Source organism: Cardiobacterium hominis (assembly GCF_900637305.1).
Taxonomy (GTDB): Bacteria; Pseudomonadota; Gammaproteobacteria; order Cardiobacteriales; family Cardiobacteriaceae; genus Cardiobacterium; species Cardiobacterium hominis.
The window spans coordinates 61218-74536 of the sequence record NZ_LR134365.1; the positions used below are offsets into that span (position 1 = coordinate 61218).

Here is a 13319-nt window from a genome sequence, read left to right on the forward strand (position 1 = left end):
CCCTGTGGGGAAGGGTTAGGGCGTGTTTGCATTTCAGCAGATAAGCCCCTCTCCCTCTGGGACAAACATTGCTCGCGTAGCGACAAGTATTGCTTGCGCAGCAAGAGAGAGGGGTTGGGGTGAGGGCTGCGGAAGTGAAAAATGCAGACATCTGTTCATAAATAACACCGCTCACACCCTCCCCAACCCTCCCCCGCTGCGAACACCAAACCAGCGCTCACTGCCCGGAAAACCAGCGCTGCAATTCCGCGCGCTCCAGCAGCCCTTCCCTGGCGGCGACAATCTTGCCATCGCGGCCAATCAAAAAATTGGTCGGCGTGCCGCTGACGCGGTAGCGCTCGGCCGTTACCCCCAGCTGGTCGGCGGCGACCGGCACCTTCAGCTCGCGCCGCGCCGCGACCGCGCGCAGCGTCTGGCTGTCCGCGCCGTCAATATTCACCGCCAGAATATCCACCGCCTGCGGGTGTGCCGCCTGCAAACGCTGCATCTCCTGCAACTCCTGAATGCACATGCCGCAAGTCGCCGACCAGAACGTCAAAACCAGCGGCCGCGATGGATGCTCCGGCAGGCTGACCACCTCATCATGCACGCCGATGGCGACAATCGGCGGCGCGGGCGCGCCCACTTCCGCCTTGGCAGTCTCCTCGTGATTACAGGCGGCGAGCAGCAGCGTGAGGGCGATAGCAAACGATTTTTTCATGACAACCTCCGAGGTAATGGCGGCGAACCTTAGCACAATTTCCGCATCGTCGCGTGTCGTAAAAAATGACACAAAACAGGCGGACCTGCTATATACTGCGCGCCCCTTTTCTGGGGCTAAATCATTAAACATACACAGGAAAAAATTTATGGATCGTAGATCATTCCTCAGCGGCGCTGCTGCCGCTTCCCTCGCTTTCGCCGCGACCGCCAGCGCCGAAGAGCATCATCATCACGCGCACGGTGCGGCAGCTGCCAACCCGAACGACGCGCTCATCAAGGCTACCGCCGCCTGCCTCAGTGCTGGCCGCGCCTGCCTCGCGCACTGCATCCGTCTGCTGTCAGAAGGCGACAAGAGCATGGCCGACTGCGCCAAAGCGGTCAATCAAATGCTGGCGCTGTGCGATGCGACCAACAGCCTGGCTGCACAAAACGCATCCCTGCTGGCTGCCGTTGCCAAACAATGTGCTGAAGCCTGCAAACAATGCGCCGATGCCTGCAAGGCACACGCCGAGCACCACGCCGAGTGCAAGGCCTGTTTTGAAGCGTGCAAGGAATGCGCCGAGCAATGCGGCAAGATCGCTGCTTGAGCGAGCCGCGCTAAAAGAAACCCGCCGTTTGGCGGGTTTTCTTTTCCTGAGACACCCGCACCGCTTATCCAGACGCACGCGCAACTGCCATTCCCTATAATCTGCTCTCCCATGACAACACGGAGCCACACATGAAAAACCCTCGCCAAACCCTTTGCAGCCTCATCGCCTGCGTGCTCTTTGCCGGAGCGGTCGCGCCGTTGCCTGTCCTTGCCGACGCGCACGCTAGCCGCGCCGAAGCCCCGCTGCCGCACCAGTTGCAACAACGCCTGCTTGCCCTGAAAGACCCGCGCGACCAGCCCGCCGCCGACTATCTTGACCAAAGCAAACCGACGCTCATCAAATTCTGGGCAAGCTGGTGTCCGCTCTGCCTCGCCACCCTGGAAGAAACGCAGGCATGGCGCGGTGACAAGGCCTTCGCGGGCGTCAATCTCGTCACCATCGCCTCGCCCGATCACCTCGGCGAAAATGACGAAGCCACTTTCAAAGAATGGTACCGTGGCCTCGACTACCCCAACCTGCCGGTATTGGTAAATAATGGCGGCGATATCGCCCGCGACATCGGCGTCGCCGTCTATCCGAGCTGGGCGCTGCTTGATAAAAACGGCAACGTCGCCCGCGTCATCAAAGGCCATATCAACCGCGAGCAAGCGCTCGCCCTGCTCGCCAACCCACAGGCCGAACTCGCCCAACCGGCGCAAAAATTCTACAAACCCAAACCGAAAGGAGCGACCAACATGAACACCAAAACCATCCACCTCGCGGGCGGCTGCTTCTGGGGGCTGGAAGCCTATTTTGAGCGCATTCCCGGCGTCGTTGATGCCGTCTCCGGCTACGCCAACGGCAAAACGAAAAATCCGAGCTACGAAGACGTCTCACACCGCGGCACCGGCCACGCCGAGACCGTGAAAGTCACCTACGACCCCGAACGCATCAGCCTCGATGACCTCCTGCGCTACTACTTCCGCGTGGTGGACCCGACCAGCCTCAACCAGCAGGGCAACGACCGCGGCGTGCAATACCGCAGCGGCGTCTATTACACCGACCCGGCAGAGCGCGCCACCATCGAAAAAGCCTTCGCCGAAGAACAGAAAAAACACCAAAAGCCGCTGGTCGTGGAAAACCTGCCGCTGGACAACTTCTACGAAGCCGAGGAATACCACCAGGACTACCTCGCCAAGAACCCGAACGGCTACTGCCACATTGACATCCGCAAAGCCGACATCCCGCTGGAAAAACCCGCTGCCACCGCGCCTGCGCCTGCGCAAACCGACGCCAACGGCGAGCCGGTGATTGACGCGGCGAAATACCACAAACCCGACGCCGCCGAACTGAAACAAAAGCTGGACGCGCAAGCCTATGAGGTCACGCAAAACAGCGCGACCGAACGCGCCTTCAGCCACGAATACGATCACCTCTTTGCGCCGGGTTTGTACGTGGACGTGGTCAGCGGCGAGCCGCTCTTCAGCTCTGCCGACAAATTCCAGTCCGGCTGCGGCTGGCCGAGCTTCACCAAGCCGATCAACCGCGCGGTCGTCACCGAACACGACGACACCAGCTACAACATGCACCGCACCGAAATCAGAAGCCGCGTCGCGGACGCCCACCTCGGCCACGTTTTCCCGGACGGCCCGAAGGACAAGGGCGGCCTGCGCTACTGCATCAACGGCGCCAGCCTGAAATTCATCCCGCTCGCCGAGATGGAAAAAGCCGGTTACGGCGACCTGGTTGACGCAGTGAAAAAGGGCGAGAAGCTGTAAAAATCCGCCCGCTTCGCGCCTGAAAAATCCCGCTTTGTGCGGGATTTTTCTTTTAGGGGCTGTTTGCATTTTGTTTTGAGTGCGGTCGCTACGCGGTTTTCACACCCCCTCCCCGGCCCTCCCCCGCTGCGGGCTTCGCCCTGCAGGGGCGGGGGATCTTTCCACTGTCAACACGCCCTACGCCAGCCGCCTGCGCATTGCCACCAGCGCCGCCGCGTACAACGCCAGCAAGGCGAAGATGAGCGCGTTACCCAGCCGCGCATAGGGCGTGATGCCCTGATACGGCTGGATTTCGCCCACAAGTACCTCGCGGACAAAACGCGGGATGCGCGCCTTGATGCGGCCGCGGGCGTCCAGCAGTACGGTGATGCCGTCGTTGGTGGCGCGCGCCATTTCCCGCCCCAGTTCGCGGCTGCGCATCTGGTTCATTTGCAGGTGCTGGTCGGCGGCAATCGAATCCTTGAACCAGGCGTCGTTGCTGATGTTGATGAGGTAGTCCGCTTCCGGCAGCGCCTGACGCATGTCGCGGCCGAACGCCGCTTCGTAGCAAATCGACGCTCCGGCGCGGTATTTGCCGGTCATGAGCGGTGGCTGTTTGGCCTCACCGCGCTCAAAGTTGCTGTAGGGGATTTCCACGTATTTTTCAAAGATGCTCAGCCAGCTGCGCAGCGGCACGTATTCGCCAAAGGGCAACAGGTGGTGTTTGTAGTAGCGGCCGCTGCCGTCGCCGAGGGTGATGATGGCGTTGTAAAAAAGCTGTTTTTTCAGGTCGCCCGCCGGGATGCCGGAAACCAGCGTCTGCCCGCGTTCCTTGAAATAGGCGTCGAGCTGCGCCAAGTCGCGCGTCATTTGTTCTTCCATGAAGGTAAACGCGGTTTCCGGCAGGATGATGACCGCTTCTTCGCGCGCGAGGGCGAGCGCGATGTAGTCTTGCAGGTGGCGCTCCATCAGCGCCGGATCGAATTTGGTGCTTTGTTCGATGTTGCCCTGAATGAGGGCGACGCTGAAAGGCGCGCCGCTGGGCGTGGTGTGCGCAATCAGGCTGGTGGCGCTGGCGGCAGCATACAGGGCGACGGCAATCGCCAGCGGTTTGCCCTGCCGCAGTACGACGGCGCGGGCGAGCAGGCTGGCGACGAGCGTCAGCGCAAAGCTGACGAGAAAGACGCCGCCGATAGGCGCGAGGCCGTCCAGCGGCGTGTGCAGCGCGCTGTAACCGGCGGCGAGCCAGGGAAAACCGGTAAAGAGATAGGCGCGGACGAGTTCGCCGCCCGTCCACAGGAGCGGAATGAGCAGGCTGCGCCGCCAACTGCCGGGCGCGCTCAGGCGGCGCATCAGCCAGGCGGCAAGCAGCGGGTAAAGCGCGAGATAAAGGACGAGCAGCACATTGGCGAGTATGGCAAACGGCAACGGCGCGCCGCCGAAGTGGTAGAGACTGATATAAACCCAGTAGAGGCCGCTGCCGAGATGCGCGAGCGCAAAGAGCCAGGCATCGCGCAGCGGATGCTGCCGCGTCGGGTGTTGCCACAGCGCAAACAGCACGGTGAGCGGCACGACGGTGAGCGCGCCCAGCGGCCAGGGCGCAAAACAAAAGGTAAAAAAGACACCGGCGAGCGGCGCGAGCAGGGCATAAAGCATGGATGGTGCGGGGGTGGTGAGCGGGGCGGGCATTATAAACGCCGCCGGGCGTGCAAAAAATGCGGGCGTTTTCTGGCATAAAGCGGGGCAACGTACTACACTTCGCGCGCCGCCAACTGGCGCACCATTCACACACAAACGGAGAACCCCATGAAAAAACTGATGCAAACCCTCTGCCTTGCCTTCTTTGCCGGAATCCTAGCCGCCTACGGTGGCGACGGCCCGGACAAAGCCGCCAAAACCTTCTTTGAAGAACTGATAAATGGTGATACCAATAAAGCCGTTGATCTCCTCTATCTGCCGCCGGAATTTGGCGAACAGGACGCAAAAATGATGAAGGGCAAAATCAGCGCCGCGGCAGTCGAAATGCAGACCCAGGTAAAAAAAGAGGGCGGTATTGACGTCAGTACCAGTGACGTAAACTACACCAATGCCGATAAAACCGAAGCGACGGTCAAAGTCACCCTGAGCGGCAAAAAAGATGGCAAAACACACAGCGAAAGCAATAACGTCTCGCTCATCAAGACCGACAAGGGCTGGAAAGTCGATATGAGTAAAATGAAATAACGCTTCCTTCCCCGCGCCGCCACCTGGCGGTCATTCACACACAACGGAGAATCCCATGAAAAAACTGATGCAAACCCTCTGCCTCGCCCTCTTTGCCGGCATCCTCGCCGCCTGCGGTGGCGATAGCCCGGACAAAACCGCCAAGACCTTCTTCAAAGAACTCTTTAGCGGTGACGCCAACAAAGCCGTCGAACTCATCTACATCCCACCGGAAGCAGGCGACAAAGGCGCGGAAAAGGCAAAAGGCAAAATCACCATGATGGCGAGTGAAATGCAGGCACAAATCAAAAAAGAAGGCAGCATTGACGTCAGCACCGGCGAAGTCACCTACACCAATGCCGACAAAACCGAAGCCACCGTCAAAATTACCCTGACCGGCAAAAAGAACGGCAAAGAACACAGCGAAACCAATAACGTCAGACTCATCAAAACCGACAAAGGCTGGCGCATCAAAATGTAAAACCGCCAATCCGCCGGAGAAAAAACTTCCGGCGGTATTCCATTCCCTTTACCCATAACCCAGGAATAAAACATGAAAACCTACCTCAAAACCCTGCTCCTCACGACCCTCGCCGCTATCAGCAGCCTTGCCTGGAGCGCCGAACAAAGCCCGGAAGCCGTTGCCAAAGCCTTCTTTGCCGAATTTATCAATGGCGATGCCGCCAAAGCCGCCCAATACGTTTACGTGCCGGAAGAAAAAACCCAAGGCCTCAAAACGGAAGACATCCAAAAAGCGCTTATTGAAGTCGTCATATTCGAACAGGCAAAAATGAAAGAGGTCGATGCCAAAGTGACCCTCGGCAAAGTCACCTACACCAATAAAGACAAAACCGAGGCGACGATTAAAGGCACGCTCAAAAGCGAAGCCAGCGACAAACCGCAAGACGTCGACATCCCGCTCATCAAAACCAAAGACGGCTGGAAAGTCGTGCTGCCATAACCCGTCATCAAACCGCCGAAGCCGAAACCTTCGGCGGTTTTCTTTACATCTCCATTCCCGCATGAAAACCCAACGCCTCCTGCTCTTTCTCATCCTCCTGCCGCTGCAATTGTGCGCGGCGGTTGCCCCGGAAAACCTTGCCGTCGGCGACTGGGTTTTTCGTGCCGGCACCGGGCGGGAAAGTGCGCTGATCCGCCATCTCGATGATGGCGAATACTCGCATATCGGCATCGTCATCGCCGTCAGCCCGGAAATCCGCATCGCGCACGCGACCACCGACGACGACCCCGCCCACCCCAACCAGGTCATCAACAGCAGCCTCGCCGAATTTGCCGCGCCGCGTCTTGCCGGAAAAATCGCCGCCGCCCGCCCCGCTTTCCTGAACGAAGACGAACGCGCGCAACTGGCGGCAGCGGTCGCCCGCCACCTCGGCGAGCCGTTCCACCTCACGGCGCGCGACCAGTCGCCGCGCTACTGCACCACCATCATTTACGACGCGCTGACCGCACTGCGCCCCAGCGTCCACGCGCGCTGGCGCCATATTGACCTGCCGCTGCTTGAAGGCGATTACCTCTTCCCGCAGGCGCTGGCAGAATTGCCGGGACTGGAGTGGCTGTAAACCTAACCATCCGGAAAAACCATGATTCACCTCATCCTCGTCTCGCATCACCCGGACATCGCCCGCGGCATCGCCGCCCTGGCCGCACAAATGAGCGCCGCGCCGGAGACTATCCACACCGCCGCCGGCATTGACGACGCGGACAACCCCGTCGGCACCGACGCCGTGCGCATCATGCAAACCCTCCTCGAAGCGGACAACCCGGACGGCATCCTCATCCTTGTCGATCTCGGCAGCGCCATCCTGAGCGCGCAAACCGCCCTCGATTTACTCGACGACCCGGCGCTCGCCGCGCGCTGCCGCATCAGCGCCGCGCCGCTGGTAGAAGGGGCGATTAGCGCCGCCGTCGCCGCCAGCAGCGGAGCTGACCTCGAAACCGTCGCCCGCGAAGCCACGCAGGCACTCGCCGCCAAACAAGCGGCGTTGGGCGAAAGCGCGCCCGCCAGCGCCACGCCCGTCGTCGCGCCATCAGGCGACAGCGCCACCATCACCCTCACCAACCGCGACGGTCTGCACGCCCGCCCCGCCGCGCGCCTCGTCGCCGCACTCACGCCGTACCGCGCCCGCCTCGTCCTCAGCTGCGGCGACAAACAGGCGGACGGCAAAAGCCTGAACCAGCTCGCCCTGCTACAAGCGCGCCACGGCGACCGCCTTACCCTGCATGCCGACGGCGACGACGCTGCCGCCGCCCTGCAAACCTTCCGCGACCTTGCCGCCGCCAACTTCGGCGACCCGCCAGACAGCGGCGACGGCCCCCTGCTCGCCTGCGCCACCCCGGCGACGGCCGCACACATCCGCGCAGCCGTCTGGCGCTGCGACCCGCCGCAGCACGACGCCCGCGCCCTGCACGCCGACCGCGCCGCCTTCAGCGAGGCCGTTACCGCTGTCGCCGCCCGCCTCGAAACCCTGCAAAACAAAATCACCGCCCGCCTCGGCGCACCAGCAGGCGACATCTTCGCCGCCCACGCACAACTGCTCGCCGAACTGACAGAAGCCACCCTCGCGCACGACGCCGCCAATTACGCGCCCGTCTGGCAAGAAGAAACCGCGCAAGCCGCCGTCGCGCTGGCCGCCTTGCCTGACCCCTACCTGCGCGCCCGCGCCGCCGACATCCACGACCTCGCACAACAAGTGCTGGCGCTGCTGGCGGACGCGCCCGAAGCCGCCATGCCGGATAACGTGCCCTTCATCCTCGTCGCCCGCGACCTCTACCCGCTGCGCGCCGCCACCCTGCCCGCAAACTGCCTCGCCGTTGTCCTTGCCGACGGCGACCCGCACAGCCACGCCGCGCTGCTCTGCCAAGCAGCACAACGCCCGTACTACAGCGGCGCGGGCGATGCTGTCCTTGCGCTCACCGACGGCGAGCACATCCAGATTACCCGCGCCAGCGGCGAAATTCGGCGCTTGCCGTAGGGGCTGTTGACAATTCGACGAACGAGCCCCTCTCTCGCTACGCGAGCAATGCTTGTCCCTCTGGGACTGGAACAGCTCACGCAGTGAGAGAGGGGTTGGGGTGAGGGCAGCAATCAATTGAAAAACAGGAACTTCAATTCATCAACAACATCGCTCATCCCCTCCCCGACCCTCCCCCGGACCCCATGCAAAATGCGGACGCCTTTTTCAAGGGAACCCGGGGAGGGGGTGTGAAAAGTCGCGTAGCGACAAAAAAATCGGGCATTTCTGCCCGATTCCTCATAGCAATCTGCGGTACAGCGCCGCATCCCGTTCGCTGAAGCAGCAGAAGATCACCCGTGCCATATGCGGGCATTCCTTGAGCGTCGCCCGCACCGTATCAATCGCAATGCGCGCCGCGTCTTCCTTCGGATAGCCAAAAACGCCGGTGCTAATCGCCGGAAAAGCGATGCTCGTCAGCTCGTGCGCTTCCGCCAGCCGCAGCGAATTGGCATAGGCGTTGGCGAGCGCCTCCGCTTCGCCATCATCGCCGCCGTACCACACCGGGCCGACGGTATGGATGACGAAACGCGCGGGCAGGCGGTAGCCGCGCGTCAGCTTCGCCTCGCCGACCTTGCAACCGCCCAGCGTGCGGCATTCCGCAACCAGTTCTTTGCCCGCCGCGCGGTGAATCGCGCCATCCACACCACTGCCGCCGAGCAGCGATTCGTTGGCGGCATTGACAATCGCGTCCACCGCCAGCGTCGTAATATCGGCCACTTGCACTTCCAGATTCATGCGTCATTCTCCTTTATCAACCGCCCGCGCCCGCCTGCCGCAATGCCGCCCTGAGGGGCGACAAGTCATAACCGCAAGCGCCAGCACGGGCGATGATTTCATCCACGTTGCCGCCAGCAGCGGCCTCACCCAGCGCCCAGGCGGTAGTGCTGCGCATGCCGCTCTTGCAGAACATCAGCGTCGGCGCGCCGTCTGCCAGTGCGGCGCGGGTTTGCGCGACCGCTTCCGGACTGAACTGCCCGCCAGCGACCGGCACATGCAGCGTACGAATGCCGAGCGCGTCGGCAGCGGCGGTAATATCGGCAAAGGCAGGCTGTGTGGCGTCTTCGCCATCCGGACGGTGGCAGATAATCTGCGCGATGCCCTGCGTCTTGAGCGCAGGCAAGTCTTCGGGCCGGATTTGCGCGCTGACGTAAAGCGCGGGTTTCAAGGTTTGCATGATGGCCTCCCATGTGAAAAAGGTGTGGATTGACATGATAAACCCTCACACCGCGCGGCAAAATACTGAAAATTTTTTACTATCACGCCGGGATTGGGTCTATAATTTCGCCAATCCTGCACGAAAAACCACACGGACAGGGTTAATTTCCACACTTCAAAACCAAGGTGAACATCTATGGCAGTACAAACCCCTAATACCATTGATCTTTTTTCTATCGGCATTCACAAACGTGCCTTCCGCAACCTTTCCCCCTCTGCGCTGTACAAATTGGCGCTGGAAGCGAAGGACGACTCCGCCATTTCATCCACCGGCGCGCTGATTTCATTCTCCGGCGCAAAAACCGGTCGTTCACCGAAAGACAAACGCATCGTCAAGAACCCCGCTTCCGAAAACGACATCTGGTGGGGCAAAGTCAATATCCCGTTCGCCGCCGCCTCGCACAAGGCCAACCGCGATCTGGCCGTGCGCTACCTCAATGAAGCGGAAAACGTTTACGTGCTGGACGGCTACGCCGGTTGGGACGAAAAATACCGCCTGAAAGTGCGTGTCATCACCACCCGTCCGTACCACGCGCTGTTCATGCACAACATGCTCATCCGCCCGACCGACGCCGAGCTGGCGAGCTTCGGCGAGCCGGATTACATCATCTACAACGCCGGCCACAAACCCGCCGACCGCACCGTGGAAGGCGTCACCAGCACCACCTCCGTCTCGCTCTCCTTTGAAGACAAAGACATGGTCATCCTCGGCACCGAATACGCGGGCGAAATGAAAAAAGGCGTGTTCACCATCATGAACTACCTCATGCCGAAACAGGGCGAGCTTTCCATGCACTGCTCCGCCACCGCAGAACAAGGCGGCGAGCGCTCTGCCGTACTGTTCGGCCTCTCCGGCACCGGCAAAACCACCCTCTCTGCCGACCCGAACCGCAACCTCATCGGCGACGACGAACACGTCTGGACTGAAGACGGCATCTTCAACATCGAAGGTGGCTGCTACGCCAAAGTCATCGACCTCTCCGCCGAAAAAGAGCCGGAAATCTTCGGCGCCATCAAATTCGGCACCGTGCTGGAAAACGTCGCCTACGACGAACATTACGACGTGCAGTACGACTACACCCCGCTGACCAGCAACACCCGCGCCAGCTACCCAATCGAATACATCAGCAACGCGCGCATCCCGTGCAAGGCCGGCCAGCCGACCGACATCGTCTTCCTCACCTGCGACGCCTTCGGCGTCCTGCCGCCGGTCTCCAAACTCAGCCCGGCGCAGGCGATGTACCACTTCATCAGCGGCTACACCGCGAAAGTCGCCGGTACCGAAGTCGGCGTAACCGAGCCGGAAGCGACCTTCTCCGCCTGCTTCGGCGCACCGTTCATGGTCTGGCACCCGGCCAAATACGCCGAGCTGCTCGCCGAAAAAATGAAAAAACACAACACCAACGTCTGGCTGATCAACACCGGTTGGGCGGGTGGCGCCTACGGCGTCGGCGAACGCATCAAGCTGAAATACAGCCGCGCCATCATCGACGCCATCAACAGCGGCGAACTGGCGAAAATGCCGACCGAAACCGATCCGGTCTTCGGCTTTGACGTCGTCACCGAATGCCCGAACGTGCCGTCAGAAATCCTGAAACCGCGCAACGCCTGGGCAGACAAGGCCGCCTACGACGCACAGGCGAAAAAACTGGCGAAAATGTTTAACGACAACTTCGCCCAATTCGCCGACGGCGCCAGCGCAGAAGTCAAAGCAGCCGCGCCGAAAAGTTGATTCCTGCTACCCTTCACAGGAATAAAAAAAGCCGCTGCCTGGCAGCGGCTTTTTATTGGCACCAATATAGTCAATGCTCTTAATCCTTCATACAAATCTTCCCTGGATATTGCGCAAATGCGGAAAGATTGGCGTAAATGTTGTATGAAAAAATAAGCTGATTAGCTATAAGCGCGGCTTCCGGGAAAGCCGTATCAAACGCCCCGCTTGGCAGCTGCCGAAGAGCCCAGAGTTTATCCCGCTTGGCGGCTGTCCCGGAACCCAGTATTCATCCCGCTTGGTGGCCGCTCGCGAACCCAGTATTCATCTCGCTTGGTGGCCGCTCGCGAACCCAGGTTTTATCCCGCTTGGCGGCCGCTCGCGAACCCAAGTTTTATCCCGCTTGGCGGGCACCCAAGAACCCGGTATTTATCCCGCTTGGCGGGCCCAGGTTTTATCCCACTTGGCGGCTGTTGAAGAGCCCAGTGTTTATCCCGCTTGGCGGCTGCCGAAGAATCCAGGTTTTATCCTGCTTGGCGGCGAGCCCCGTGTTTATCCCGCTTGACGGCGAGATAGCCTTTACCCATCCACTGATTCGCTAACCTTGCGGGCATGGGGTGAATGGTTTCGTGACCATTCCATTCGGCTCCAAAGCCTCATTCCGCCTTGGTCATATTCAGCCTGCGTTATAATCTGTGCAACTTATCACTGAAAGCCACAAAAATCCCAGGAGTTTCTCATGGATATTCTCAGCAGATTGCATGCCTTGCCGCTATTCCGCTTCCATTTCCGCCTGCTCGGTCTCATTGGTCTGGGCTGGCTGTTCGATGCGATGGATACCGGCATGGTGTCCTTTGTCCTTGTTACTCTGGCAGGCGAATGGCAGCTCGACGCGCAGCAATCCGGCTGGATTGTCAGCGTCGGCTTCATCGGCATGGCGCTTGGTGCGGTATTGAGTGGCTGGGCGGCTGACCGCTTTGGCCGCCGCAATGTTTTCGCGGTCACCATGGTGCTCTATGGCGCTGCTACTGGTCTTTGCGCGCTGGCGCCCAATCTGCCGTTTTTGCTTATCTGCCGCTTCTGGGTCGGCTTCGGCCTCGGCGGGCAATTGCCGGTCGCGGTGTCGCTGGTGAGCGAATATGCACCGCCCCGCCTGCGTGGCCGCTTCATCGTCCTGCTGGAAAGTTTCTGGGGATTAGGCTGGCTCGCCGCTGCCCTTGTTTCCTACTACCTCATCCCGCACTACGGCTGGCGTAGCGCTTTCTTCGCGGGCGCCGTGCCGCTGTTCTATGCTTTCGCCGTGTGGAAACGCCTGCCTGAATCCGTGGCTTATTTGCTGGCGGCGAACCGTCTGGATGAAGCGCACACCCTGCTCTGCCGCCTCGAAAGCCAGGCGGGGCTGACGCCTGCCGCGACTGCTATCGCCCCGTCCGCCCCGGCGAGAACGCGTAACCGCCTTATTGAGCTGTGGCAGGCGCCGTTTGCCAGACGCACGCTGATGCTGTGGCTGATCTGGTTCGGCATCGTTTTTTCTTACTACGGTATTTTTACCTGGCTGCCCAAACTGCTGGCGGAACAAGGCTTTGTCGTGGTGAAAACTTTCCGCTATGTGCTGGTGATGATTCTCGCGCAACTGCCCGGCTACTTCGCCGCTGCCGTGCTGGTGGAAATCATTGGGCGCAAGGCGACTCTGGCCGGTTTTCTCGGCGCCTGCGCGCTCTGCGCCTACTGCTTCGGGCACAGCACGAGTACAAACGGCATCATGCTTTGGGGCAGTCTGATGTCCTTCTTTAACCTCGGTGCCTGGGGTGTGCTCTATACCTACACGCCGGAACTCTATCCGGTGCGTTGCCGTGCTTTCGGTGCGGGGTGGGCCGGTGCAGTTGGCCGCATCGGCGGCATTATCGCGCCGCTGGTGGTGGCAGGGATGAGCGGCAGCAGCGCGGGCTTCGCGCGGATTTTTGTGATGTTTGCCCTTGTGCTGGCGGCAGTGGTCGTGGTGATTGTCGTCCTCGGCGAGGAAACCAAAGGACGGACGCTGGAAGAGATTAGCGCAGGCTAGGTTGCCGCTTCTTGGATAACCACCGCGAAGCCAGGTTTTATCCCGCTTGGCAGTGGGGCAGGGCAC

General features: G+C 60.7%; 13 protein-coding genes. 9 read left to right on the plus strand and 4 right to left on the minus strand.

Annotated features, from left to right (window positions below; genetic code table 11):
• Positions 1 to 217: 217 nt before the first annotated feature.
• Positions 218 to 700 (minus strand): peroxiredoxin family protein, encoded by a 483-nt coding sequence (locus tag EL199_RS00220; protein ID WP_040356028.1) that lies wholly within the window; start codon positions 698 to 700, stop codon positions 218 to 220.
• Positions 701 to 848: 148 nt separating this feature from the next.
• On the opposite strand from EL199_RS00220, the gene EL199_RS00225 reads away from it, so the two are divergent.
• A complete protein-coding gene (locus EL199_RS00225) occupies positions 849 to 1289 on the plus strand; it encodes a four-helix bundle copper-binding protein (RefSeq protein WP_004142841.1) in 441 nt (146 codons plus the stop codon).
• 131 nt (positions 1290 to 1420) lie between these two features.
• Positions 1421 to 3049, plus strand: coding sequence for a bifunctional peptide-methionine (S)-S-oxide reductase MsrA/peptide-methionine (R)-S-oxide reductase MsrB (gene msrAB / locus EL199_RS00230; protein ID WP_004142838.1), 1629 nt, complete (start codon positions 1421 to 1423; stop codon positions 3047 to 3049).
• A 177-nt stretch (positions 3050 to 3226) separates the two neighbouring features.
• Here msrAB and lnt read toward each other — a convergent pair whose 3' ends face one another.
• On the minus strand, positions 3227 to 4717 hold the full coding sequence (gene lnt / locus EL199_RS00235; protein WP_126315934.1) for an apolipoprotein N-acyltransferase: 1491 nt from the start codon (positions 4715 to 4717) through the stop codon (positions 3227 to 3229).
• 117 nt (positions 4718 to 4834) lie between these two features.
• Here lnt and EL199_RS00240 point away from each other — a divergent pair, with 117 nt between their 5' ends.
• From EL199_RS00240 to dhaM, 5 genes are all read left to right on the plus strand, one after another.
• Positions 4835 to 5251 (plus strand): DUF4878 domain-containing protein, encoded by a 417-nt coding sequence (locus EL199_RS00240; RefSeq protein WP_004142832.1) that lies wholly within the window; start codon positions 4835 to 4837, stop codon positions 5249 to 5251.
• 55 nt (positions 5252 to 5306) lie between these two features.
• Positions 5307 to 5711, plus strand: coding sequence for a DUF4878 domain-containing protein (locus EL199_RS00245; protein ID WP_004142829.1), 405 nt, complete (start codon positions 5307 to 5309; stop codon positions 5709 to 5711).
• A gap of 72 nt (positions 5712 to 5783) precedes the next feature.
• A complete protein-coding gene (locus tag EL199_RS00250) occupies positions 5784 to 6191 on the plus strand; it encodes a DUF4878 domain-containing protein (protein ID WP_004142826.1) in 408 nt (135 codons plus the stop codon).
• Positions 6192 to 6252: 61 nt separating this feature from the next.
• The gene (locus EL199_RS00255; RefSeq protein WP_004142823.1) at positions 6253 to 6810 is read left to right on the plus strand and encodes a YiiX/YebB-like N1pC/P60 family cysteine hydrolase; all 558 of its coding nucleotides are present in this window, start codon (positions 6253 to 6255) and stop codon (positions 6808 to 6810) included.
• Positions 6811 to 6831: 21 nt separating this feature from the next.
• Positions 6832 to 8223: a dihydroxyacetone kinase phosphoryl donor subunit DhaM gene (gene dhaM, locus EL199_RS00260; protein WP_126315935.1), complete on the plus strand. Its 1392-nt coding sequence runs from the start codon at positions 6832 to 6834 to the stop codon at positions 8221 to 8223.
• A 279-nt stretch (positions 8224 to 8502) separates the two neighbouring features.
• Here the strand turns inward: dhaM and EL199_RS00265 are convergent, their stop codons facing one another.
• Both EL199_RS00265 and EL199_RS00270 read right to left on the minus strand, forming a co-directional pair.
• Positions 8503 to 9000, minus strand: a complete 498-nt coding sequence (locus EL199_RS00265) for an O-acetyl-ADP-ribose deacetylase (RefSeq protein ID WP_004142814.1) — start codon at positions 8998 to 9000, stop codon at positions 8503 to 8505.
• A gap of 16 nt (positions 9001 to 9016) precedes the next feature.
• A complete protein-coding gene (locus EL199_RS00270; RefSeq protein ID WP_040355973.1) occupies positions 9017 to 9439 on the minus strand; it encodes a TIGR01244 family sulfur transferase in 423 nt (140 codons plus the stop codon).
• 177 nt (positions 9440 to 9616) lie between these two features.
• Here EL199_RS00270 and pckA point away from each other — a divergent pair, with 177 nt between their 5' ends.
• Both pckA and EL199_RS00280 read left to right on the plus strand, forming a co-directional pair.
• Positions 9617 to 11212 (plus strand): phosphoenolpyruvate carboxykinase (ATP), encoded by a 1596-nt coding sequence (gene pckA, locus EL199_RS00275; protein ID WP_004142811.1) that lies wholly within the window; start codon positions 9617 to 9619, stop codon positions 11210 to 11212.
• 718 nt (positions 11213 to 11930) lie between these two features.
• Positions 11931 to 13253 carry an MFS transporter gene (locus tag EL199_RS00280; protein WP_004142809.1) on the plus strand — a complete coding sequence of 441 codons (1323 nt, stop codon included), beginning with the start codon at positions 11931 to 11933 and terminating at the stop codon, positions 13251 to 13253.
• Positions 13254 to 13319: the final 66 nt, after the last annotated feature.